This window comes from Pedobacter sp. D749 (assembly GCF_019317285.1).
Taxonomy (GTDB): Bacteria; Bacteroidota; Bacteroidia; order Sphingobacteriales; family Sphingobacteriaceae; genus Pedobacter.
Window position 1 is genome coordinate 5,476,266 of the sequence record NZ_CP079218.1, and the last position, 25,853, is coordinate 5,502,118.

The 25,853-nt window shown below is 38.7% G+C and carries 16 protein-coding genes and 1 tRNA gene; 9 read left to right on the top strand and 8 right to left on the bottom strand.

Annotation, left to right across the window (positions count from 1 at the left end):
• The first annotated feature begins 7 nt into the window (after positions 1–7).
• Positions 8–7,207, top strand: coding sequence for a cell surface protein SprA (gene sprA / locus KYH19_RS22560; RefSeq protein ID WP_219076877.1), 7,200 nt, complete (start codon positions 8–10; stop codon positions 7,205–7,207).
• 12 nt (positions 7,208–7,219) lie between these two features.
• On the opposite strand, the gene KYH19_RS22565 is transcribed toward sprA, so the two are convergent.
• Complete coding sequence (locus tag KYH19_RS22565) at positions 7,220–7,639, bottom strand: hypothetical protein (protein WP_132398039.1); 420 nt, start codon at positions 7,637–7,639, stop codon at positions 7,220–7,222.
• Between the two features lie 257 nt (positions 7,640–7,896).
• Here KYH19_RS22565 and gcvH point away from each other — a divergent pair, with 257 nt between their 5' ends.
• From gcvH to feoB, 6 genes are all read left to right on the top strand, one after another.
• Complete coding sequence (gene gcvH / locus KYH19_RS22570) at positions 7,897–8,277, top strand: glycine cleavage system protein GcvH (protein WP_121287404.1); 381 nt, start codon at positions 7,897–7,899, stop codon at positions 8,275–8,277.
• Between the two features lie 10 nt (positions 8,278–8,287).
• Positions 8,288–8,689, top strand: coding sequence for a VanZ family protein (locus KYH19_RS22575; protein ID WP_255562498.1), 402 nt, complete (start codon positions 8,288–8,290; stop codon positions 8,687–8,689).
• Positions 8,690–8,948: 259 nt separating this feature from the next.
• Positions 8,949–11,765: an outer membrane beta-barrel family protein gene (locus KYH19_RS22580; protein WP_132398043.1), complete on the top strand. Its 2,817-nt coding sequence runs from the start codon at positions 8,949–8,951 to the stop codon at positions 11,763–11,765.
• A gap of 147 nt (positions 11,766–11,912) precedes the next feature.
• Positions 11,913–12,182, top strand: coding sequence for an outer membrane beta-barrel protein (locus KYH19_RS22585; RefSeq protein ID WP_255562499.1), 270 nt, complete (start codon positions 11,913–11,915; stop codon positions 12,180–12,182).
• Positions 12,183–12,278: 96 nt separating this feature from the next.
• Positions 12,279–12,494, top strand: coding sequence for a FeoA family protein (locus tag KYH19_RS22590; protein ID WP_055913318.1), 216 nt, complete (start codon positions 12,279–12,281; stop codon positions 12,492–12,494).
• A gap of 11 nt (positions 12,495–12,505) precedes the next feature.
• Positions 12,506–14,614: a ferrous iron transport protein B gene (feoB, locus tag KYH19_RS22595; protein ID WP_370630265.1), complete on the top strand. Its 2,109-nt coding sequence runs from the start codon at positions 12,506–12,508 to the stop codon at positions 14,612–14,614.
• Between the two features lie 678 nt (positions 14,615–15,292).
• On the opposite strand, the gene KYH19_RS22600 is transcribed toward feoB, so the two are convergent.
• Positions 15,293–15,769, bottom strand: a complete 477-nt coding sequence (locus KYH19_RS22600) for an Lrp/AsnC ligand binding domain-containing protein (protein WP_025145395.1) — start codon at positions 15,767–15,769, stop codon at positions 15,293–15,295.
• Between the two features lie 347 nt (positions 15,770–16,116).
• Here KYH19_RS22600 and KYH19_RS22605 point away from each other — a divergent pair.
• Together KYH19_RS22605 and KYH19_RS22610 are read left to right on the top strand one after the other, a co-directional pair.
• A tRNA-Asp gene (locus KYH19_RS22605) sits at positions 16,117–16,261 on the top strand.
• Positions 16,262–16,407: 146 nt separating this feature from the next.
• Positions 16,408–17,421 (top strand): LacI family DNA-binding transcriptional regulator, encoded by a 1,014-nt coding sequence (locus tag KYH19_RS22610; RefSeq protein ID WP_132398047.1) that lies wholly within the window; start codon positions 16,408–16,410, stop codon positions 17,419–17,421.
• Between the two features lie 59 nt (positions 17,422–17,480).
• On the opposite strand, the gene frr is transcribed toward KYH19_RS22610, so the two are convergent.
• The 6 genes from frr to tsf all read right to left on the bottom strand — a co-directional run bounded on the left by frr (position 17,481) and on the right by tsf (position 25,777).
• Positions 17,481–18,044 carry a ribosome recycling factor gene (gene frr, locus KYH19_RS22615; RefSeq protein WP_121287415.1) on the bottom strand — a complete coding sequence of 188 codons (564 nt, stop codon included), beginning with the start codon at positions 18,042–18,044 and terminating at the stop codon, positions 17,481–17,483.
• Positions 18,045–18,083: 39 nt separating this feature from the next.
• The gene (pyrH, locus tag KYH19_RS22620; protein ID WP_086548079.1) at positions 18,084–18,788 is read right to left on the bottom strand and encodes a UMP kinase; all 705 of its coding nucleotides are present in this window, start codon (positions 18,786–18,788) and stop codon (positions 18,084–18,086) included.
• 139 nt (positions 18,789–18,927) lie between these two features.
• Positions 18,928–22,197, bottom strand: coding sequence for a carboxypeptidase regulatory-like domain-containing protein (locus tag KYH19_RS22625; RefSeq protein WP_219076878.1), 3,270 nt, complete (start codon positions 22,195–22,197; stop codon positions 18,928–18,930).
• Positions 22,198–22,253: 56 nt separating this feature from the next.
• Positions 22,254–23,216 carry an MBL fold metallo-hydrolase gene (locus KYH19_RS22630; RefSeq protein ID WP_219076879.1) on the bottom strand — a complete coding sequence of 321 codons (963 nt, stop codon included), beginning with the start codon at positions 23,214–23,216 and terminating at the stop codon, positions 22,254–22,256.
• A gap of 10 nt (positions 23,217–23,226) precedes the next feature.
• A complete protein-coding gene (gene nagA / locus KYH19_RS22635; protein ID WP_219076880.1) occupies positions 23,227–24,318 on the bottom strand; it encodes an N-acetylglucosamine-6-phosphate deacetylase in 1,092 nt (363 codons plus the stop codon).
• A 613-nt stretch (positions 24,319–24,931) separates the two neighbouring features.
• The gene (gene tsf / locus KYH19_RS22640) at positions 24,932–25,777 is read right to left on the bottom strand and encodes a translation elongation factor Ts (RefSeq protein WP_132398057.1); all 846 of its coding nucleotides are present in this window, start codon (positions 25,775–25,777) and stop codon (positions 24,932–24,934) included.
• Positions 25,778–25,853: the final 76 nt, after the last annotated feature.

Below are 25,853 nucleotides of genomic sequence, written 5' to 3' on the forward strand. Positions count from 1 at the left end.
AACGCCTTTGAATAGAATATCTACATTTCTGTTTCTCATTCCTCTTTTTTTAATTGCTTCTCAAACCACTTATGCTCAAGTTGTTCCAAGCAAAACGGATACTATTACCCCAAAAAATAATTTTAGTCTACGGGAAAAAGAACGTTTAGGGCTTAGTCCGGCAGTTAATCCATTTTATCCTTCCCCTAGTAATTTAAAGCGTGTTGTAGAATACGATGCAAAAAACAGGCGTTATGTTGTTAAAGAACTCATTGGCGAAAACTTCGTTCTAAACACCCAATACCTTACCATTGATGAGTACCAAAGGCTGGTAAACAGTGAAATAAAAAGAGGTAACTGGCGTAGCATTTCTAATGCTGAAGTGAGCGACTACAGAAGCACCGGCATTATTCCGCAGATCCAAGTAAACAGTAAAGCTTTTGAAAAACTTTTTGGAGGCACAACGATTGATATTCAGCCGCGCGGTGAGGCCGAGCTTACTTTTTTAGGCAGGGTAAATAAAAATGAAAACCCGCTTTTTAACGAAAGACAAAGGGTACAAACCAATTTCGATTTTAACCAAAGGATCCAGATGGACCTGGTTGGAAATATTGGCACCAAGCTAAAAATAAAAAGCAACTATAATACAGAAGCGCAGTTTGATTTTGAAAACCAAATCAAACTGGATTATACAGGCGGTGTAGATGATATTATTCAAAAAATAGAAGCCGGTAACGTGAGTTTGCCTTTAAATACCTCATTGATTACTGGAACACAGGCGCTTTTTGGGATAAAAACACAACTAAAATTCGGGCGTTTAAACGTAACGAGTGTTTATACCCAACAAAAATCACAATCCAGAGAGATTAAAATTACCAATGGGGCACAGCAAAATACCACTACGGTAAATATCGATAGCTACGAAGCCAATAAACACTATTTCCTGTCGCAATATTTTAGAAATAACTATAACAAAAACCTGGCTAACGCACCTATCATTACCTCTCCGATCCAGATTACCAAAATTGAAGTTTGGATTACCAATAAAGCAGGAAATACCACCGACTCCAGAGATGTATTGGGTTTGATGGATTTAGGCGAAAACATTCCTTTTAACAATAATTTAATTACCGGAGGTACTTCTGGTCTGCCGGCAGGAACTACTGCTACTGGTTTCCCACAGCAATCAAACAACTTAATCTCGCAATTAAATGCTTATCAGGGTGGTGCTATCAGGCAGACAAATTCTAATGCCGTCCTTTCTTTCTTCCAAAACACGCCAGCGAATAGTAGCAATACCGATAATTTTGCTAAATTGGTTTATGCAAGGAAGTTAACTGACCGTGAATTCACTTTTCAGCCACAACTGGGTTATTTATCGTTAAACAATCCGCTAAATGCCGATGAGGTTTTAGCAGTTGCCTATCGCTATACCTATAACGGGGTGGAGTATCAGGTGGGTGAGTTTTCTACCGATGTTTCTTTTGATGCGGCTAATCCAAAAGTGCTTTATGCCAAATTGCTAAAGAACGAAACCACTAAGATTCAGCTGCCAACATGGGATCTGATGATGAAAAATATTTATTCTATAGGCGGATATCAGATCAGCAGTCAGAATTTTAAATTGGATATTTATCGTATCGATAACGAAACAGGTGTTGATAATCCGGTAATGACCGAGGGTCAGAATACGGCTAATAAACAGTGGATTGCCCTAACCGAATTCGATCGTTTAAATCAGCAGAATGAGCGGAGACCAGATGGGGTTTTCGATTTCGTGGCTGCAAACAATGCTTTTGGATCTTATTCTACGGCAAGCAATGCCAACCAGGCCAGTATGTTCGGTACGGGCAGCAATGGGCAGACCTCATTGGTTACCAATACCAATTCGGGTTATATCACTATCGATCCGGCAAATGGGAGGATTATTTTTCCTGTGATTGAACCATTTGGTAAAGATCTGGCTGCAAAGTTTTTGCCAAGCGAACAGGCATTAATCAACAAATATACGTTTACCGCGCTTTACGATTCAACACAAACCATTGCCAGGCAGCTGTTTCAAAACCAGAACAGGTATACCATCAAGGTAAACTACCAATCTGATATTTCTTCTGAATTTAGCTTAAATGCCATCAATGTTCCCGAAGGATCGGTAAAGGTTTTTGCAGGAACAATGCCGCTGACCGAAGGAGTAGATTTTACGGTCGATTATCAGGGTGGACGTGTAAGTATCATCAACCAGGCACTTTTGGTATCTGGGCAACCGATTAGAATTACTACAGAAAATAGTGAAACCTTCGGTCTGCAACAACGGTCGCTTTTCGGAACCCGTTTAGATTATCGTGTAAACAATAAACTAAACCTGGGGGGTACGATTATGAACCTGACCGAAAAACCTTTAACACAAAAGGTAAACATTGGCGAAGAACCCATCTCGAATACCATCTGGGGAGCAGATATTAACTATAGTTCACCCTCACGGTTTTTAACAAAACTGGTTGATAAACTTCCTTTTATTTCAACTAAAGCACCATCAAGTGTAACGTTTTACGGTGAATTTGCTCAACTGATACCAGGTCACCCAAGGGCGCTTAATTTTGCCGGTAGTAAAAACGGGGTAAGTTATTTGGATGATTTTGAAGCATCAAGATCGGTAATCGATTTAAAGAGTGCCATTGCGTGGCAACTGTCTGGTACGCCACAGCTTTTCTCAGAGTTTGATAAATCAAATGATTTATCTTATGGTTACAATCGGGCAAGAATTGCATTTTATAATATCGATCCAACTTTTTATAATTCTGCGGCATCTACTACTCCGGCCAATATCAGGGGCAACCGGGGGGAACTTTCCAATCACTATGTGAGAGAGGTGATTGAGCAAGAGGTTTTTCCTTTTAAGGAAACGGCAACCGGGCAGGCCTTAAACCTTACCACTTTGGATGTGGCCTTCTATCCAACCGTTAGGGGACCTTATAATTTCCGTACCACTGATTTTAGGCCAGACGGAAGTTTGTTGCAACCGAGAAATAATTGGGGAGGTTTTCAGCGGAAGATCGAAACAAACGATTTTGAAGCTTTAAATGTCGGTTTCATCGAATTTTGGGTAATGGATCCGTTTATTTATAAGCCGAATTCAGCAGGTGGCGATATTTATTTCAACCTGGGGAATATTTCGGAAGATATTCTTAAAGATGGTAGGAAATCATTAGAAAATGGTTTACCGGAAACAAACGATCCTGGCAGATACGATGAAACTGCCTGGGGGCGCGTGCCGAAATTACAACCCGTTGTTCAGGCTTTCGATAATAATGCCAATTCGCGCAGAGCACAGGATGTAGGTTTGGACGGATTATCTGATGCTGATGAAAAAGTAAAATTTGCTGCAGCAATCACTCAGATCAAATCGCAACTAAATGCAACAGCTTCAACTGCTCTTGATGCCGATCCATCATCAGATAATTATACTTATTTCAGGGGGCCGGCATTAGATCAGATTAATGCGGGTATTCTTAAACGTTACGAAAAATATAATGGAACTGAAGGGAACTCTAAAACTTCGCAGCAATCGCAGGAAGAATTAGGGCTTGAAAATTCTGCTTCCACTTCTTTGCCCGATGGGGAAGACATCAACCGCGACAATAACATGACGCAAAGTGATGAGTATTTTCAATATAAAGTTTCGATGCGCCCGGGAGATTTAAATGTTGGACAGAATTTTATTACCGATAAAGTAACATCGCAGGTAAAACTGGCCAATGGAAATACGCAGGCCGTTTCGTGGTATCAATTCAGAATCCCGATTAGCCAATACCAAGACCGGGTAGGTGGTATTCAGGATTTTAAATCTATCCGTTTCTTTAGAATGTTTATGACCAATTTTGCTGATACTGCTGTTATGCGTTTCGCGAAGTTACAATTGATCCGCGGGGAATGGAGAGCGTACAATGCTTTGAACCAGGCCGCACAAGTAATTATCGAGCCATCTTTGCCTGCACTTACGCCTGATAATTCTACTATTGAAGTATCAACAGTGAATATCGAAGAAAATGGAAAACGTTCACCAATTCCGTATGTTACGCCCCCTGGTATTCTTCGTGAGCGTGACTATAGCAATTATCGTGGCGATACCCGTTTAAATGAGCAGTCACTTTCCGTTATCGTAAAATCGTTAAGAGATGGCTATGGTAGAGGCGCATTTAAAACAGCTTATAGCGATTTCAGATCTTACAAACATTTAGAAATGTTTATTCATGCCGAGGCGGTAAATAATCAGATTTTAAATGATAATGATGTTGCTGCATTCCTGAGAATCGGAACCGATAATCAGGACAATTATTATGAATATGTAGTTCCGTTAAAGGTGACCAATCCTGGTACAAGCGATCCTGATGCCATTTGGCCGGAAGCCAACAGAATGGATATTGATTTAGTGCTTTTTCAAAATGCAAAATTAGCCCGTAACGTAGCCAAGCAAGCTAACGGACAACCATGGCCTACAAATGTACCATTTACCTATACCGATGGAACGAGAACGATCGTCGTTAAAGGGCAACCTGATATGAGCAAAGTTAGGGTATATATGGTGGGTGTTAAAAATCCGCTCCGTGCCGCCAATGATGAACGTAATGATGATGGCCTTGATAAAAATGCGCTGATTTGGTTTAACGAATTAAGATTAACTGAATTCGATGAAAGAGGTGGTTGGGCAGCTACCGGAAGATTGAACTTAAAATTAGCCGATTTTGCTGATGTAAATATTTCCGGAAGTAAATCTACCATCGGTTTTGGTTCGATCGATTCGAAAGTGAGCGAGCGGAACCGGGCAGATAATGTATTGCTTGATGTTTCTTCTGCAATGGAATTAGGTAAGTTTCTGCCGCAAAAATCGGGCGTGAAAATCCCGATGTTTGTGAGTTACTCTAAACAGGTTTCCACTCCGCAATACAATCCAAGGACACCAGATATCGAGCTTAAAAATGCTTTAGAGCAATCTACAAAAGAACAAAAAGATTCGATTTTAAATTTTGCACAGGATTATACCGTTAGAAGAGGGATAAACTTTACCAATGTTAGAAAAGAACGGACCAATAACAGTAAACCCGTCCACCTTTGGGATATTGAGAATTTTGCTGCAAGTTATGCTTATACCCAATATAACCATCGCGATTTCATTAATCAAAGCAGTATTCAGAATACCTATAGGGCATCGTTACAGTACAGTTATAGTAAAGAAGCGAAAACGATAGCGCCGTTTGAAAAGATCATAAAATCCAACATGCTGGCCTTATTAAAGGATTTTAATTTCAGTATTTTTCCAAGTGCGATTAATTTCAGGATTGATGTAGACCGCTTATATTCAGAAAATACCTTACGGAATAACGATCCGAATAATACCATCGGGCTTTACCAGAGTGGTTATGGTACTACCTTTAATAAAAACTTTACCATGAGCCGGGTTTATGGTATCGCATGGAACCTTACCCGTTCGTTACAGTTAGATTTTAATGCCACAAATTATTCGATTATTGACGAACCGGATGGAAGAATTGACGGCATGAAACGCGATACTGTTTGGCAAAACTTAAAACGATTAGGGCGCACAACCGATTATAACCACAATTTAAACGTTACCTATAATTTGCCAATTGATAAAATACCAGGGCTAAACTGGGTTACCGTAAAAACCCGTTATGGTACCAACTTTAACTGGCAAACAGAACCGCTTTCTACCTTACTGGATCCAAATATTAATTTGGGTAATACTGTACAAAATAGCAGGACTGTACAGGTTAATCCAACATTAAACCTGACTACGTTGTACAACAAATTTGGCTTTATCAGAAATGCTGGTAATGATCAGGACGGTGGTAAAACGAAGAACTTTTTCATCAACATCTTAACCAGTTTAAAAAATGTTAATGCCAGTTTCGTCCAAACTAAAGGTATTTTTCTCCCTGGTTATTTGCCAACCACGAAGTATTTCGGTATTGATAATGCGACAGGAGCACCAGGTTTAGGTTTTGCTTTTGGTAGTCAGCGGGATATCAGAGATATGGCACTGAATAATGGCTGGTTAACAACCGATACTTTACAGAACCAATTGTATGTAAATACCTTAAGAGAGGATTTTCAATTTACCGGTTTACTAGAGCCTTTTAAAGATCTACGGATTACATTAAAAGCCAATAAAGCACAGACAAGAAATTTCAGTACTAATTTTAGGTATGTGGCCAGCGTATCGTCGTTCGAGAATCTGAGTGCAATTACCACGGGAGATTATAGCGTATCGTACATCGCTTTGGGCACGGCATTTAAAGAAAGTAATTCCACTATTATTTCAGGACTATTTAATCAGTTTATGGCCAATAGGATGATCATTTCCAGAAGGCTTGGCGCTGAAAACCCAAATTCGGGAGGCATCAATGGAGGTTATGCTGATGGTTACAGTAAGGAGAGCCAGGACGTAATTATCTCTGCTTTTATGGCTGCTTATTCAGGTAAAGATGCAGATAAAACGAAAATGAATGCTTTCCCTAAAATACCGCTTCCAAACTGGAGTCTAACTTATAGCGGTTTGACACGTATTCCTTTTATTGCCGATAAGTTTTCATCTGTCGATATCCGTCACGGCTATCGTTCGGCCTATAATATTAATGGCTTTAATTCATTATTGCGTTACCAGGAAACGAATGGTGCCGTGAGTAGTAGGGATGTAAATAATAACTTTTTACCAGAATACCAGTTTGCTCAGGTAACCATTTCAGAATATTTTTCTCCCTTGGTTGGCGTTGATACGAGGTTTAAAAATAACCTGACCGCTTCTTTCGAATTAAACCGGTCACGTTTGTTGGGACTTAGCTTATCAAACAGTCAGTTGGCACAGTTATCAGAAAATAACATGGTTTTGGGATTGGGTTACCGTACCAACAAATTCCGTTTCCCATTTGGATGGTTTAAGAGCCTGAAAATGGATAACAACATGGATTTCAAGTTAGATGTAGCCATCCGCGATAATAAAACGGTGATTTACCGTGCCGATGTTACCGAAGCTGAGATTTCTTCAGGGGCAAAAAACATTACGCTTAGGCCAAGTGTAGATTATGTGTTAAACCAGAAGTTTAATGTCAAGTTATTTTACGATTCGAATATTACCAAACCTTATACCTCACAAACTTTTAATACCTCATTTAGTAATTTCGGTTTTAGTTTAAGGTTTACATTGAATTAATAAATAAGTGGCTTATATAACAGGTATAGACTTATCCTTTTGTGCCGAGAATATTCTGCTGAATACATATGCCGTTAAGAACATGGGTGCATAACTGAACAAGAGGTAATTAAAACTGATGAGATGCATGGCTCCACTGATAAGCAGGTAAAACAGAAAGAGAACAATCGAATGTGCTATCGGTCGGTCATTGATAAATCTTTTATAGCCCAGTTTTTCTATCAGGTAATGATTTATCGTTATAACCGCAGCAACTATAGCTATAAAGATAAATAAATGGGTAAAGAGTAGGTTAAAACTAAAATTATAATTTTGTGGCTTTATAATCATGATCAATCCAATATAGCCGAATCCAATTGCCATTGTTACCGGGACAGAAACAATCAGAGTCGCGAGACATACTTTTAAAGTATAAATTTGTGTGGGCTTCATGTTTGAACCTTAATTTGTTAGGTGAATATAAGGTTTTTACTGAGTCTGTATATCTGTATAATTACTGATTGGGAAGCTATGAACGAAAAGCAGGAGTGAACCTTTTCTGGAAGTTAATTTGCCAGGCATTGCGATATGTGAAAGTAAATTGTATTTTTGGAGCGTAAACGATAGAAACGCTTAAATGTTTGCGGCTATACCTGCAAGCATGATAAAGCAACGAACTTAAATAACTTATTTTCAAAATATATAAAATAATGAATTTTCCATCAGAATTAAAGTACACTAAAGACCACGAGTGGGTTAGAGTTGAAGGTAATGAAGCTTATATTGGCGTAACTGATTTTGCACAACGCGAATTGGGTGATATCGTTTATGTTGATATTAATACTGTAGGTAGCGAGGTAGCTAAAGAAGAAGTTTTTGGTACTGTAGAAGCTGTTAAAACGGTATCTGATTTATATATGCCTGTTACCGGAACAGTATTGGAAGTTAACGCTGAATTAAACGATAACCCGGAACTGGTTAACTCTGATCCTTATGGACAAGGATGGATGGTAAAAGTATCTTTAGCTGATTTAGCTGAAGTAGATGGTTTATTAACAGCAGCAGCTTACCAGGAACTGGTAGGAGCATAATCTTAATATTTTGTACAAAACACTAAAACAGCAAAAGTGGGCCATTCTTTGGACAGTTGTTGTTTTGGTGTTTTGTAATATGCACATTTCCGATTCTGTTGGAAAAAGTGGTTTTTTCTTCGAAGGTTTTGATAAAATGACCCATATGGGCTTTTTCTTTGTTTTATCTATCCTACTTTTCTATGGTAAAATAAAATACCAGCATACCTACACTTTCAGAACCCTAACCATTTTTAAGGTTTTACTTGTCAGCGCCATCATCGGCGGCGGAATCGAACTATTACAATGGAAAGTTTTTACCTATCGCTCTGCAGAATGGTGGGATTTTGGCTGTGATATGTTAGGCGCATCAATGGCGGTTTTTAGTTATGTATTGCTCCATAAGTTAAATTTCAATGATAAGAAAAGTTAGCATCATCTGTGTAATCGCGGCTATAGGTTTAAGCGGCTGCAGTATTTTTAAAAAGAACTGTAATTGCCCGAAAGTGTATTATAACAGCTATCCTTCTCAGCAAAAATAATTCTCTTACTGATCAATCTTCCTGTTTGATCTGACTACCTTCCTCAGGCTGTATTTAAAATGTTACCAAGCTTTTAACACACCTTAACAAACCTTTCGGCTTTTCTACAGTCTGATAGCTTAGTTTACATTATAATATCTAATTTTTTTGATGAAAAGAAACGTTCAACGGGCAATATTCATTGTTCTTCTATTTTGTGGTTACATCGCCCAGGCTCAAAATACTGGTTCGATAAGCGGAAAAGTAATTAACGCGAAGGATAAAAAACCGGTTGATTTTGCTACAATCGCAATTAAGAGTTTAAAAGATTCGAGTGTTGTGGCATCTGGTCAAACCGATCCTGATGGAAGCTTTAGCTTTAAAGCAATAGCTCCGGGTAAGTATAGGATTTATTCCGCCTTTTTAGGTTTAAAAACAGCAACCAAAGATATAGAAGTGGCTAAGGCAGCCGTAAATGCCGGTGACATTGCGATGAGCGATGACGGTGTTGATTTAAAGGATGTTAACGTTACCGCAAGCATTCCGGTGGTTGTAAAAACAGATACCATAGAATTTGATGGGAAATCGATCAAGGTTAGAGAGAACGCTGTTGTAGAAGATATGTTGAAAAAACTTCCAGGAGTGGAGGTGGCGAAAGACGGAAGTATTAAAGCACAGGGAGAAACCGTTACGAAGGTTAAAGTGGATGGTAAAGAGTTTTTTGGAACAGATCCCTTATTGGCGACAAAAAATTTACCTGCCGATATGGTAGATAAGATCCAGGTAATTGATGAGATGTCTGAGCAATCTCAATTTTCTGGTGTTGATGACGGTACGAGAAATAAAATCTTAAACATCACAACTAAAGCCGGAATGAAAAAGGGGTATTTTGGAAATAGTACAGTTGGATACGGTACACAGGATCGTTATGATGCAAATTTAAATGTGAACAAGTTCGATAATGATCAGCAATTCAGTTTTATCGGTCAGTTCAATAACGTAAATAAACAGAACTTCGGTCAGGGCAATGGTGTAGGGAACGGTTTTGGTGGCGGTGGCCGTGGTAATTTTGGCGGTGGTGGAAGTGGCACTGGTAGTGGTGGTATTACAACCACAAATGCTGCAGGCTTAAACTTTGCCGATACCTATAAAGATGGTACCCAGATTCAAGGAAGTTACTTTTTTAACAAATCGTCTGTTTCAAACCAACAGACAAGTTTTACTCAAAATTTATTGGGAGACAGGATTACTACCGTTTCGAACAATGCAGATAATAATACTGATCGAATTAACCATAGGTTTAATTTCATGATTGATACCAAGCTGGATTCTTCAACAACGATTAAAATCCAGCCCAATGTATCCTATACCGAAAGTGATGCAACAAACGTAAGCGATTATACCCGAAATTTGATCCAGTCGACAACTGTCGGAGATCAGCGCTATATCAGTAACAGTACCGCGCCAAACATCAGCAATAACCTTTTGGTGCGTAAAAAGTTCAAGAGACGCGGAAGAACATTGTCTCTTAATGTTAACACGAGTATCAATAATAACGATGCCGATAATTATAATTACATATCTGAAACGAATACCATTAACAGTAAGCCAACGGCTAGTTTGATCGATCAGTTGAATAAGGTAAATACAAATTCTATTAATAATACCTCCAGATTGGTATATACAGAACCACTATCTAAAACAACAAGTTTAGAGTTTAACTACCAGAATGGATATAGCCATGACAACCAGGGGCGCCAGGTATTGGATTTCAACTCAGCAAGCGGGCAATATGATCTGGTTAATCTGGATTATAGCAATATTTATGAGAACCAAACTTTAACAAACGCCGCAGGAGTAAGCTTTACAACCAATGAGAAAAAATATAACTGGAACATTGGTTTGGCAGCACAACAAACCAACCGTGAGAACACCAATCTTACAACTGGCTTGGTGAGAACACAAAATTTTATAAACTTAACACCCTCGGCCAATTTCAGATATAATTTCAGTAACTCCAGACGGTTAAATATCCGTTATAGAGGAACTACCCAACAGCCAACAATCAACCAGATTCAGCCTATTGCCGATAATACGAATACACAAAGTGTTTTTGTTGGTAATCCAAGTTTAAAACCCCAGTTTAACAACAATTTAAGCATCAACTATAACAATTTCGATTTCGCCAAAAGCAGAATGTTCTTCGCTTTTTTAAGTTTGAGTCAAACTTTTAATGCCATTGGTAACAGTAGCCAATTGGTAACTGACGAAAATGATAAGGATTTCGGTAAAATCAGAACGACTTACGTTAATGTTGACGGAGTTTATTCCGGTAATGCAAGCATCAATATGGGGGTTCCAATTTTACCTGAACGTAAATTGACCCTGAATGCATCGTTAAATGGAAACTACAACAGGAATGTGAATTTTACCTCGGGTGATAATAATACTACTGATCTGGTAAAAAATATCACGAATTCCTGGTCGGTTACCAACAAATATAATTTTGTAACCAACTTTGATAAGTTTGACCTTACCGGTGGTATTTCCGGTACCTATAACAGGGCAACTTACTCTGCCCAGCCAAACTCAACCACAAACTATTATACGCTAAACCCTAGTTTTGATATCAGTTACTTGTTTCCCGGAAATATCCGTTTAGCGGTAGATTTAGATTATATCAAAAATACAGGCAGGGGTGAAGGATTTAATACCGAGTATACTTTGGTAAATTCTTATATCAGCCGTCAGTTCTTTAAAAACAGGGGCACATTTAAAATTGCAGTTAACGATGCTTTTAACCAAAATCAGGGTATTAGCAGAACCGCAACGAATAATACGATTACAGATTTAAACTATAATGTGTTAAAACGTTATTACATGTTCTCCTTTACTTATTCGTTATCCCGTATCGGTGGAAAAAACATGAGTGGAGATATGCAAATGCCAGGACAGGGAGGTGATGGAGGCCGTCGCATGAGAATGTAATACTTTCCAATGGTCGGTGGCTCACCGACCATCAATATGATAAAAAAGTCTCGGTCTTATCCGGGACTTTTTTATTTATAACTATTCTCTATCGGTTGTTGTCTCAACGATTAACACTCAGAGAATTTCGATACCCACTTTACATTGGTGAATTCGTACCTGAGGAAGCAATTTTTTAAAAACCTTGGCACTTTCAAAGCTGCCGTAAACGATTTGCTGAACGAAAACCAGGGTGTAAGTCGTACGGCTAACAACAACACTATCCGTGATGAAAGCTACAACGTATTGCGGCGTTATTTTATGTTTTCATTTACCTATTCTTTAAACCGTATGGGCGGTAAAAACCGCATAATAAGAAACGAGGAAGGCGGCAGAGGCCGTGGTGGTAACGGTGGTGGTGGCAGACAACGAAACTAGATCATTTTAGGGTAAAAGCACTGTAATTATATCCATACTCGAGTATCTTATTTGGAATAAATCTAAAGAAAGGTTAACTTGCGCCAAATTTAGCACATGAAGCTGTCGCACCTAAAAGTTGGAGAAAAGGGAACAATTGTAGCTTTTACAGATTTAGATATGTCTGTAAAGTTAATGGAGATGGGCTGCTTGCCAGGTGAGGTGGTAGAGGTAGAGCGTTTTGCTCCGCTGGGCGACCCTATGGCAATTCGTGTAGCTGGTTATCAGCTTTGCTTACGTAAAAGCGAAGCTGATGTTATCATTATTCAATAAAAAAGCTGGGTTTGGATATTAAAGTTGCGTTAGTTGGTAATCCCAATACAGGTAAATCTACTTTATTTAACCGTTTAACAGGGTTAAATCAAAAAATTGGAAATTTTCCAGGTATCACTGTCGATAAGAAAACAGGTTTTACTAAACTTGCTGATGGTAAAGAAGCAGAGATCATCGATTTACCAGGAACATATAGCTTATATCCGAAAAGTGCTGATGAAAGCATCGTTTTTCAAGTACTTGCCGATAAAAAAAACAATAGCCATCCTGATGTTATTGTGCTCATTGCAGATGCTTCTAATTTAAAGCGCAATATGCTTTTGTATTCGCAAGTGGCAGATTTAGGTATCCCAATGATTTTGGCCCTGAATATGATAGACCTTTCTACTAAGCAGGGTATTGAGATTAATCTGGATAAATTGGCTGAAAAACTGGGCATTCAGGTGGTTTCCATTTCTGCAAGGAACAATATCGGAATTGATAAACTGAAACAGGCCATTGCCAATACAAATAAAATTGCCACACAGTTTCAGGATATTGATGTGAATTTTCTGGCTCCGGAAGCGATTAATGCCATAAAATCAAAACTCAATTCTGACAACGATTATTATGCGTTGCAGGTGCTGCATCAGCATGAACACTTAACTTTCTTTACCGAAAAGGAACAGGAGGAAATTGAACAGATAGAACAATCTCACCATTTCGAATCTTCGAAAGTTCAGGCCGCAGAAACTATAGCCAGGTATAAACAGCTCAGTACCATTTTGTCTGATGTGGTTATTGACAGGGGTACAGAAAAGAAATTTTCTTTCAGTGATAAATTAGATGCTATTTTAACCCATAAAATATGGGGATTTGCCATTTTTCTGCTTATTCTTTTTGTAATTTTTAATGCCATATTTGCCTGGTCTTCTTATCCAATGGACTGGATTGAGACTGGTTTTGGTTTTATTACCAGCGTTGGGCACGAATATTTGCCGGCAGGCATGCTTACTGATTTGTTGTTGGATGGTATAATTGCAGGTTTAGGTGGTATTTTTGTTTTTATTCCACAGATTGCAATTCTTTTCGCCTTCATATCCATTTTAGAAGATACGGGTTATATGGCCCGTGTTACCTTTATGATGGATAAAATTATGAGCAAGGTTGGCCTTAACGGTAAATCGGTAGTGCCGATGATTGGTGGTTTAGCCTGTGCTGTTCCATCTATTATGGCTGCCCGGAATATCGAAAACTGGAAGGATAGAATGATTACCATCATGGTTACCCCATTGGTAAGCTGCTCAGCAAGGCTTCCGGTATATATCCTGATTATTTCCTTAATTATCCCTTCGCAAACGGTTTTGGGCGTTTTTAACTTACAGGGTTTAGCATTGATGGTAATGTACCTGGTGGGTATTCTTGCTGCGGTATTGGTGGCCTGGGTAATGAAATTCATTATCAAAACCAAAGAAAGATCTTATTTCATCATGGAACTTCCGGTGTACCGCATGCCAAGGTGGAAAAATGTGTTTTATACCATGTACGAAAAATCGAAAACCTTTGTTTTCGAAGCTGGGAAGGTTATCATCGCCATTTCGATTATTCTTTGGGTAATGGCTTCTTTCGGACCGGGAAACCGCTTTGAAAGCATTGATAAAAAGTATGAGTCTGTTCTTAATGATACGACAAAAAATACAGATCACATTAAAACCTTGGTGGCTACCGAGAAATTGGAAAACTCTTATGTAGGTATTCTTGGCCATTGGATCGAGCCTGCAATTCGCCCTTTGGGTTATGACTGGAAGATTGGTATTGGTTTAATTACCTCTTTTGCTGCCCGCGAAGCCTTTGTGGGTACAATGGCCACTATTTATAGTGTTGATGGCGGGGATGAAGATACCTCGACCATTAGAGAACGTATGTCGGCTTCGGTTAATAACCGAACCGGTTTGCCTGTTTACACTTTTGCTACAGGTATTTCTTTGATGCTTTTTTATGCTTTTGCCATGCAGTGTATGAGCACGGTAGCTATTGTTTATCGTGAAACTAAAGGCTGGAAATGGCCTGTAATTCAATTGGCTTACATGACGGCTATGGCTTATGTTGCCGCGCTGGTTGCTTATCAGCTGTTGAAATAAAGAATTTCGTCATTTCGAGCGGAGTGCAACGCAGTCGAGAAATTATCTCGATAGCTCTCTCGACTAAATGTAAATTTCACTGGAGCTTAAAAGGCGACTATTTTATAGTAGCGTAACTCTAGCGTTTGTCGACCTGAGCGTAGTCGAAGGCCCCTTATAAATATGATTATTAAGATTAGGAGAGCAGCACCTGTACAACTATTTTGGTTTTCTCCTGCTTTCCGTTTTATCCCGATGAAACCTGTGAAACAAGCAAGCACACCATAAAAGCAAAAAAAAGTGCTTAAATCGGGATGTTCACTCCAATCAGGTCTAGGTGGCTAGGTCAGTGTTGATATTTTTGGCTGGATGCTTAACCTGCATAAACCACTATACTATCAATAACCTAATATAATAGTTTTTCCGCGCACCTTTTTAGTCTCACCCTGAGCTGAGCAGAAGGGTCAAGCAAATTGCTATTTATTGGCACAAATCTTTGTTTCTAAACCCGGTAGTAGCGGCAGCCCCCGATTCTTCGTCGGGGCTAGAGCGCATAATGGGGCTGCGGTTCCCGAAACCCTACTGAACGTTCATTTTCAAATAAAATCACTAAAGGTTTTTACCATATAAGACATATAAGGTCATCCAGGCTCAGGTATGATTACAAAGGTTGTGGCCTTTCGCCTTTAATCTTTCCGCTTAACCTAATTCAATCTGCCGCTTAATGCTTTCTTCTAGTGATATTAAAGTCTCCGTACGTTGGATGCCATTCACCGCCTGTATTTCTTCGTTTAAAACGTGGCGTAAATGATTGGTATCCCTGCAGATGATTTTGGCAAACATACTGTAGGCACCGGTAGTATAATGCAATTCTACCACTTCTTTAATTTTACTCAATTGAGCAACTGCATCTTTATACTGGATTCCTTTCTCCAGGTAAATGCCCAAAAAGGCGCAAATGTCGTATCCGGCCTTTTGCGGATCAATGATGAGATGAGAGCCCTTAATAATGCCCATTTCCTGCAGTTTCTTCATTCTCACGTGTATCGTGCCACCTGAAACAATGAGGTCTTTAGCGATTTCTGTATAGGGTTTAGTGGCATCCTGCATCAATTGCTTCAGTATATCGATGTCGAGGTTGTCAATTTCTAAATTGGAATTGTCTTTTTTAAGCATATTTTTGAATTATGATAAGCGAATTTACGAATATTTATCAATATTATAAAAATAAAATTAAATGTTTAAAATATTTGCAAGGTATTGGTTGTTCCTTTACATTTGTATCAAGCAATTAACAAAAAGGAAACGTTCTTTCAGAATTGCATAACATAATGTAGGGTGGTGAAACAGGCAGACACACCTCCTTGTCTCGGTGGCGGAGAATAATGGGAATATACCGGTTTCGGTACTAACCACTCCTTGAAGGTTCGATTCCTTCCCCTACAGCGGCTTTAGTCCTAAGTCAAGAGTCGGATAGTCTTTAGTAGACTTACGACTGCAGACTTTGGACTAAAGACTAATAATGTTGGGTGGTGAAATTGGCAGACACGCCTCCTTGTCTCGGTGGTGGGGAATAATGGGACAAACGCAGTTTATTGGGTTGACCACAAATTAATTTTTTGAACTGTAGCTAACTACCCCTTGAAGGTTCGACTCCTTCCCCAACAGCATTTTTTATGAATAATAAGTTAGTTAATTGAGCAATCCTGGATAGGTTGCTCTTTTTCTTTTTAGGCTAGTTTTTTCACATCCATCATATATTTATAGTAATATTGTTATATTACCAATCAAATTTTATTCGTTCAATGCCTGTGATGAAGAAACGTATTTCAATTAAAGATATCGCTAAACAATTAAATATTTCCATTACAACCGTATCGTTTGTAATTAATGGTAAAGCAAGAGAAAAAAATATCAGCGAATCGCTTACCAAAAAAGTTTTAGAACTGGTTGCTGAATTAAATTATCAGCCCAATACCCTTGCTACAAGTTTAAGAACAGGTAAAACAAAAATTATAGGTTTCTTGGTTGATGACATTTCTGAACCTTTTTTCTCTGGTATTGCACGCCAAATTGATGAAATTGCCTCGAGCCTTGGTTATAAAATCCTTTTTAGCAGCACCAGAAACGATACGGATAAGGCAATAGAACTATTGCAGATTTTTAAAGACAGGCATGTTGATGGCTATATTATGGCCTTGCCTGAAGGATTGGAAGAAGAAGTTAAAAAATTGATTCAAACAGATGCTCCGGTAGTACTTTTCGATCGGTATGTACCGGATGTTAAAACAGATTATGTAATAATTGATAATTTAAACAGCACCTACGAAGCTACTGAGCACCTCATTAAAAATAATTACAAAAAAATAGGGTTTGTAACCATTGATACCTTACAGCAACAGATGGTAGACCGTTTGGCTGGTTACGAAAGTGCTGTTGAAAAATATGATCTGCCGGCAATTGTAAAGAAGATAAAATATGTAAACTCTGCTGAATCAATTGAGGAGATGATCAAGTTTTTTAAAGAGAAACAACTTGATGCGGTAGTTTTTGCAGCTAACTATATTTGCCTGGATGGTTTAAGAACTTTTAGAAAATTAGGTATTCAGATCCATAAAGACATAGCTGTTGTTTCTTTTGATGATTTCGAAATCCTGGAGTTCTGTGAGCCTCCGGTTACGGCAATTGCACAGCCTCTTGAAGCCATTGCAGAAAACGTAATGAAAATTTTAATAAACAAGCTTAAAAGAGCAGGAAAGCCTGCCGAAAAAATGCAGGTATCGTTACCTACCATTTTAAACGTTAGAGGCTCAAGCGCAAAGAAATAAAGTAATAAAAAAGGGAATAGATTTAAGTCTATTCCCGCTCTGATTGTATTTTGTACAGATTAAACTGTCATTACATCTTTTTCTTTAGCTTCGGCATGTTTGTCAACCTTTATGATATAGGCATCGGTTAATTTTTGTACTTCGCCTTCACCGGTTTTAATCTCGTCATCAGAAACACCTTCACCTTTCAGTTTTTGGATTTTGGTATTGGCATCCTTACGGATGTTACGAACGGTAATGCGGCCCCTTTCGGCTTCCTCCTTAACTTTTTTCACCAGGTCTTTTCTCCGCTCTTCTGTTAAAGGCGGTACAACCAGGCGGATAACAATACCATCATTTTGCGGATTGATACCAATATTAGCTACCTGAATAGCTTTTTCGATTGCAGTTAAAAGTGATTTTTCCCAAGGTTGGATTACGATTGTTCTGGCATCAGGTGTATTAATACTGGATACTTGTGATAGTGCTGTAGCTGCGCCATAATAATCTACGAAAATACCATCTAACATTCCAGCCGATGCTTTTCCAGCTCTGATTTTAGTTAATTCAGATTCACAATGATCGATTGCTCTATCCATTGCAGATTGAGCATCCATTAATTGTAATTGTATGAGGTCGTTCATAATTGTGTGTATTTCTACAAAAATAATAATTTTTATTCCTTATTTAACCAGGGTTCCAATAGGTTCGCCATTAGCGATTTTCATGAAATTGCCATGTTTGTTCATATCAAACACAATAATCGGCACTTGGTTTTCTTCGCAAAGGGTAAAGGCTGTCATATCCATTACATTCAGGCCTTTATCATAAACTTCTCTGAAAGAAATTTCTTCGTATTTAGTGGCTAACGGATCTTTTTCAGGATCCGCGGTATAAATTCCATCAACACGTGTTCCTTTTAAAACAACATCAGCTTTGATTTCGATAGCACGTAAAGCTGCAGCAGAATCGGTGGTGAAGTATGGGTTTCCGGTACCTGCACCAAAAATAACCACACGGCCTTTTTCTAAATGCCGAACAGCCCTTCTGCGAATAAATGGTTCGCAAATCTGTTCCATTTTAATGGCAGTAAGTAAACGTGTTTTAATACCCACTTTTTCTAACGCATCTTGCAAGGCCATAGAGTTGATAACTGTTGCCAACATGCCCATATAATCAGCCTGTGCCCTGTCCATCCCACTTTTTTCGGCGCTTAAACCCCTAAAAATATTCCCTCCTCCAATTACGATTGCGATTTCTAAACCTTTATCGTGTACAGCTTTGATATCTTCAGCGTATTGTTTAACGCGTTCATTATCAATTCCATATTGTTTGTCGCCCATTAGCGATTCTCCGCTAAGTTTTAATAGGATGCGTTTGTATTTCATGACCTCAAAAATATTAACAATTTTTTAATACCGAGCTATGCTTTTTAATAATTGATGTAAATTGTTTATTGGATTTACTCTGCAAACAATAAAAGCTCCTGTTATAGAGCTTTTATTGTGAAAAGATATGAATCGTGAATTAATTAAAAATGTAACGCACGCCGAATTGTGCCTGCCAACGCGAAATCTGATCGGTAATATTTTTATACGTTGCGGTGTATGGCGTTAAATTGGCCTTATCCTGATAAGGGAATGAATAAGTAGGTTTTCCAGATGTAGCATCTAAACCTTTATAGGCCAGCAATACGGCGGTATTGTATGTTGATAATGGGATATTTGGTGTTTGATATAAGCCCCAATCACTATTTAACAGGTTGCCAAGGTTAATGATATCCAACGTAAACTGAAGTGTATTTCTCTTGCCTTTCTGACCAACAAAAAAATCCTGTGCAAGGTGTAAATCTGCTCTTTTAAAGTACGACATGATGGCGCCATTTCTCTTTGCAAATTCACCCCTGTGTTTACTAAGATAGCTGTCTTGAGTAATATAGGCATTCAATTGGTTCCAGATCTGATCCTGGGTACGCGTATCGCCAGCAAAATCAGGAACCAAAATAATATCGCCTTTGTTTTGTGGGATGTAAACTAAATCGTTCGCGCCGCCATCGTTATTGATATCGCCAGATGAAACATAACTGAATGCGCCATTATTTGCCGATTCGAAGATTAAACCAATTGTAGTAGCCGCATGTTTAAAATACTCTTTTTTATAGCTTAAGGAGGCAATAACCCTGTTCGGCTGAATAAAATTGGTATTGGCTAAAACATCCGAATTTGCATCGCTGGCAATTGCCCTTTGTGACCAGATTGAACTTGCAGTAGAGCCACCGTCATTTACTGATTTCGATTGACTGTAAGTATAGGCTACACTTGCATTAAATCCACTTAAAAAAGATTTTTGCAACTGACCTGTAATGAAGTAAGAATAGCCTTTTTTGGTATTCTGCATATAAATAAATGGCGAAATCGATGGATTTGCTGCCGTAGTACCTGTCTGTGTAGATTTTACGGTATAACGCTGTTGTCCTTCAATTCCAGGAAGGGTAATTAAACCTGTAGCATTGTTTGGTAATGCCGCATTAGAGAAATTTACCGCATTGATATCTTTAGTGTAGGATGCTTCTAAAGTGGCAATAATGCCCATTGGTAATTTTTGGTCAATCGCAACATTTGTTCTCCAGATCTGAGGATATTTAAAATCTTTCGAAGCCGCATCTACCTCGTAAGAAGTATTGGCAGCTGCGGTACCAGGTGAAGGACGGTTGGCATTTACATTTGGATTAAAAATCAAACGTGGGTCGCCAGCAGTAGATACGGTACTTGAGCTAAATAATGTTCCGGTATTAGAGGCCTGGTTAGAGATCCAAACATAAGGAACCTGACCGGTGAAAATTCCCGTACCACCACGTAGCTGGGTAGTTTTATCGCCAAAAACATCATAATTGAAGCCTACACGTGGAGAAAACAATAATTTTTTGTTTGGGAATTTAGAAATGTCTACCTGCAATCCATTCTGGAAGGTTAAAGCAGCCAAATTTGGATTTGGATCCAGCTTGGTCGGGAAATAAGTATAATCGGCACGGATACCATAGGTTAATTTGAAATTATCACTCACCTGGTATTTGTCTTGTGCATATAGACTTAAGTTATATGACGACATTTTAGCGAAGGGAAATGATCCATCGGTTAATGCAGAGTTACGGTATGAATAACTTACCGCGGGCTGGTTATTGATAAAATCATCAGCTGTTCTAAAATAATACAGGCCGTTATAATTTGGGGCAAAACCATTTAAGAATTTATTTAACTGGTTGCTGGTACCGATGGTGATTTCATGTTTACCGGCATAGATCGAGAAATCATCAGAGAATTGATAAATGTCGGAGTTTAACAAGTTATTTGCTGTAAAAACTTCATAACCGAAACTGGTTAAAATACCACCATTTCCATTACCGATATCGACCATTGGTAATTCAGCACCATTTGATTCGCGAAAATCTCTCAAGGCAGAATAACCGAGCGTTAATTTGTTCGACATATTATTGCCAATCCTGGTGTTTAACTCCACAATACCGATGTTGAAGTTATTGTTGATGGTATAACTCGAACCGAAATAAGGCATTGAAGTTGATGAAGGTGAACGGCTACCGTTTAAGCCTGCCGGAATACCCGAGCCACTGGCAACAACCTGTCTGTTCGATTTCAGATAGAAATATTTCGCACTTAAGGTATTGTTTGCATTGATGTTCCAATCTATTTTTGCCGTGATTTTATCACTTTGTGTTTTGTAAGGATAATTTTCATAAGGACCGGTTGCATAGTTGTATTTACTCATTAAATAGTTCGATAAACGATCTAGTGTAGAGGCATCTGCTGTAGAAACATTTGCACCAGATACACCTGGTCTTGATGCAACGAACGAAGTTGCAGGTGTACTGATCCTTTCCTGTTCACCCGAAACAAAGAAGAATAATTTGTCTTTAATAATCGGTCCGCCGATATTTAAACCACGTTGATTGTAGCTAAAATCGACAACAGGTATTTTGGTTACCCCGGCAGAGTACCCTGTTAAATCAGTTCCCCTGGTATAGTAATAGGCCGAACCCTTAAAATTATTTGTTCCCGATTTTACAATGGTATTAATACCCGCTCCAGTGAAAGATCCCTGGCGGACATCATAAGGTGCAATATCGACCTGGATCTGCTCAATCGCATCTAATGAAATCGGTTGAGAATTAGCCTGTCCGCCCAAACTGCCCGACAATCCGAACGAATTGTTAAACAAGGCTCCATCAACCGTTAAGTTGTTGTAAGAACCACTTCTTCCACCAAAACTTAAACCGCCAACGGTTGTAGAGTTTGCTGATGGCGTTAATTTGGTAAAATCAGATAATGAACGGCTGATGGTTGGTAAATTATCAATTTGTTGTCTTGTAATTGTTTCCCTTGCGCCTGTCCGTGAGGAGTTGATCACTTTGTCCTGCGTTCCTTTTACCACTACATCGGCAAGGTTTTGCGAAGTTTCGGTAAGCGAGGCATCAACCCTTAAGTCTTCTCCAATGGTCGTATTCAGGTTCTCTTTAACCAGTTCGTTGTAGCCAACGTAACCAATTTTGATGGTGTATGGCCCGCCAACACGAACGTTGGGCAGGTTATATCTTCCATCCGCCCTGGTTAGGGTGGAGTATTTTGTGCCCGAAGGAATATGTATGGCGGTAACTGTTGCACCGGGTATTACCCCTTTTTGATCTTTAACCGTACCAATAAATGATGCAGTAGTTACCCCTTGTGCAAAACCGTAAACGGTTACGGCAAACACAAAAGTTATTAATAATATAAGTCTTTTCATCAGTCTTTTTTTTGACAAAAATACACTGACTTGCTGCTGCTTATGTTTTGTTTATATTAATTAATTGTTAACAGTTTTCCTTGCTTAGGAAATATTAAGTTTAAATCAAGTGTATTTTCTGTAAGTAATTGACGCTTTATTTTTTCTGCACTATGTTGCGGGGGTTTAATATGGGTTACAATGAAAGCAACTTTTTTAATGGTATCACCATCCGTTAAGCTTTTAAGTTTGCCAATTTCACTGAAAAAAAGTTTTGGGGTAAGGTGTCCGAATAATTGTTTATCTGGCTGTTCGTTCGGAAAAGAAACCTCTAAAAAGATGGCTTTTAGCTGGCCGGCATTAATCAGCGGCGCTATATTTTGCCACAGGCTGGCCAGTTTATCTGATTTTTCAACTTCATCAGCGCCGGTATCTCCAAGGTACAATACATAACTATCATTGTGATTGATCAAAAAAGCAGTGCTTTTATAAGGCTTGCCATGACTCAGTTCAAAAGCTCTTACTTTCATTTCTGTGTCCGCTAATGGATAAGTATTGCCTTCAATTAGTGGGAAATAAGTATACTTTTTTAGCTGTGGTTTTTCACCTTCGTTGGCAAAATTGGCCCAGGCATCCCAGGTAAAATATTTATCCCTTAAGATGTTCAGCACCGAAGGCAGTCCATAGATGTTTTTTGATGTATCGGCTGGTGAATTGATGATCAGGCCAGCTAAATGGTCTAAATGTCCATGAGATATCAGATAACCTTTAATCTGCTTGCGCTGGATTTCTTCGCTATTGCCTTTTAGTGATTTAAAATCAATTGCTTTCTGTATGCCTGCATTTATGGTTCCCGCATCAAGGCAAACATATTTGTCGCTTCCTTTTGGTGTTATCATGTACGATGATAAATTGCTCTCATCATCGCCGCCTTTTACACCAAGCGGAATGATGGTAAATGAAGACCCCGTTCCCTGCGCCCACAAATTACTGGCATAAATGGATAGAAAGATAATTGCTGGAAGAATTCTTTTGAACATGTTGGTTTGATTATACCGTTTTACCTTTAAAAATAACCTCTTTTAAATTTAGTGCATCATCAAGCACGACTAAATTTGCCTGCTCACCCGCTGCGATATTTGCCGTTAAGCTTTCAACTCCGATTAATTTGGCAGGATAACTTGTTCCCATTTTAATTGCATCATTTAAACTGATGCCACAGTGGATTACACAGTTTTTAACAGCTTCTAACATGGTTAACGACGAGCCGGATAGTGTACCATCGGGCATGACAAATTTGTTTCCTTCCTGGATATGCTGATAAGGACCGGTTGAACAAGCTGTGACGGCATCGGTGATGAGGAATAAACGCTCTTTTAATAGTTTTTGTGCAAATTTAACCACCTCAAAGTCTACATGTTGCCCATCGGCGATAATACTGGCCATCGCCCTAGCGTGACTAAAAACAGCGGTGGGGATTCCAGGTTCGCGATGGTGGATGGGGCTCATGGCATTAAAGAGGTGTGTAGTGGTTTGAATGCCTTTATTATACGCAGCAGTAGCTTCCTCAAAAGTTGCATTGCTATGTCCTAATGAAACCACAACACTTTGATCTAGTAAGTATTGTATTACCTCATCATCCTGGATTTCTGGTGCTATGGTCATCATTTTAATAACACCATCTCCAAAATCGATTAGTTGCTTAATTTCATCTAAGGAGGCCTTTCGTACAAATGCAGGCACATGGGCACCTAATCGTTTTGGATTTAAAAATGGTCCTTCTAAATGTAAACCCAGGCAATTCCGGGCTGTTGAGCGATGTTGTTTAGCTACTTGGATACATTCGTTAAAAACTTCCTGAGAGTTTGTTGCCATGCAGGCCAAAAAACCAGTCGTTCCTTTTTTGAGTAAGTCATCTTCCATAATGTTTAACGATTCGATGCTTGGCTCGGCAGAAAACAACCTGTTGCCTGCTCCATAAATCTGCAAATCTATAAAACCTGGAACAACAATCGAATGGCTGTTTTCTTTATAATCACTTTCTTTAATAGCTGAAATGATATCACTATCGATAACGATGTCTTGGTTCTTTTTTAAATCGTTGCCCTGAAAATAGGAGATGTTGGGAATTACTTTAGGCATATCAAAACGTTGAGTAAATTAATCTTACACGGTCAAAGTTAAATATTGTGGCAATATATTAGGATAATAAGTTGAAATAACCAAATGGATGAAAATCAGTCCTGTAGAAGAAGTTTTTAAAGCCAAGTGTGGCTACTTTGAGCGCTCCAAAATGATGCATATAGACCGAATACTGTACTCCAAACTGTTCGAATCCTATTGGATCAGGAAAAGGTTGATCTTGTATTAAACAGCCATACACACAAATTATGGTTCATCAGCCTGATAAAAACTTAAATCATTATCCTTTAATTATCGGTGGTGGACCTAAAAACAGGTCCAGGTCCAGGAACAATTACAAAAATAAAAAATAATGGCAGATAAAAATAAAGTAACGGTAAGTATGGTCGGCGATTCTGGTAAAGAAGTAGGGGGCTTATACGCTTTGGGGAAGTAGGAGAGTGTTATTTCGAGCAGAGAGATGCGTAGTCGAGAATCCCAGACTCAGTCAAATCTATCTTGATAGAGCTCTCCATTTCACTGCGTTTCAGTCGAGATGACGACCATTCTTTAGAATTGTTGGGTATAAAAAAAGCTCCAATTTCTTGGAGCTTTTTTTAAATATATTTTTTGCTTATGCACCTAATTGTACGCGTTTGAAAGCAGATACAGTTAACCCTTTAGCAGTGTTATCTAAGTATTTACGAACATCCACAGAACTATCTTTAACAAACTCCTGGTTTAATAAAGTGCTGTCTTTGTAGAATTTATTCAATTTACCAGCTGCAATTTTCTCAACCATTTCTTCTGGTTTACCTTCTTGACGGATAACGTCTTTAGCAATTTCGATTTCACGTTGAATAGTAGCAGGATCAACACCGTCTTTATCAACAGCAACCGGGTTCATTGCAGCAATTTGCATAGCAACATCTTTACCAGCTTCAGTAATATCTACGCCATTAGCGCCTTCAAATACAACTAAAACGCCCATTTTACCATTAGAGTGGATATAAGAAACGATTTTTTCACCAGATATATTTGCGTATTCCTGAATAACGATTTTCTCTCCGATTTTACCGGTTAGTTCAGTGATGGTTTCGGCAACTGTACGTCCATCTTCCAAAGTGATTGCTGATAATTCTTCAGTAGTAGCAGGATTGTTGGCAACTGCTGCAGCTAAAACAGCTTGAGCTAAGTTACGGAAATCTTCAACTTTAGAAACTGGTTCAGTTTCACAAGCTAAAGCAACTAATTTACCATTTGTGCCATCCGCTGAAACATTGATTGATACCAGACCTTCAGAAGTAGCATTACCAGAACGAGCGGCAGATACTTTTTGGCCTTTTTTACGCAATAAATCAACAGCAGCTTCGAAATCGCCATTAGCTTCTAATAATGCTTTTTTGCAATCCATCATACCAGCACCAGTTTGTTGGCGTAGTTTATTTACATCAGCGGCAGTAATTTGTACTGTAGACATTTTATTTCCTTTTTTAAATTTTACAATCTTGTTATAACAATTACAGGTTACAAGTTACAAGCGCCAAGTTAAACTC

Coding starts and splice junctions, on each gene's coding strand:
- tsf (WP_132398057.1), bottom strand. CDS start 25,777: ATGTCTACAGTACAAATTACTGCCGCTGATGTAAATAAACTACGCCAA.
- KYH19_RS22590 (WP_055913318.1), top strand. CDS start 12,279: ATGAAGCTGTCGCACCTAAAAGTTGGAGAAAAGGGAACAATTGTAGCT.
- KYH19_RS22600 (WP_025145395.1), bottom strand. CDS start 15,769: ATGCTTAAAAAAGACAATTCCAATTTAGAAATTGACAACCTCGACATC.
- gcvH (WP_121287404.1), top strand. CDS start 7,897: ATGAATTTTCCATCAGAATTAAAGTACACTAAAGACCACGAGTGGGTT.
- pyrH (WP_086548079.1), bottom strand. CDS start 18,788: ATGAAATACAAACGCATCCTATTAAAACTTAGCGGAGAATCGCTAATG.
- KYH19_RS22580 (WP_132398043.1), top strand. CDS start 8,949: ATGAAAAGAAACGTTCAACGGGCAATATTCATTGTTCTTCTATTTTGT.
- KYH19_RS22610 (WP_132398047.1), top strand. CDS start 16,408: ATGAAGAAACGTATTTCAATTAAAGATATCGCTAAACAATTAAATATT.
- frr (WP_121287415.1), bottom strand. CDS start 18,044: ATGAACGACCTCATACAATTACAATTAATGGATGCTCAATCTGCAATG.
- nagA (WP_219076880.1), bottom strand. CDS start 24,318: ATGCCTAAAGTAATTCCCAACATCTCCTATTTTCAGGGCAACGATTTA.
- KYH19_RS22565 (WP_132398039.1), bottom strand. CDS start 7,639: ATGAAGCCCACACAAATTTATACTTTAAAAGTATGTCTCGCGACTCTG.
- KYH19_RS22625 (WP_219076878.1), bottom strand. CDS start 22,197: ATGAAAAGACTTATATTATTAATAACTTTTGTGTTTGCCGTAACCGTT.
- KYH19_RS22630 (WP_219076879.1), bottom strand. CDS start 23,216: ATGTTCAAAAGAATTCTTCCAGCAATTATCTTTCTATCCATTTATGCC.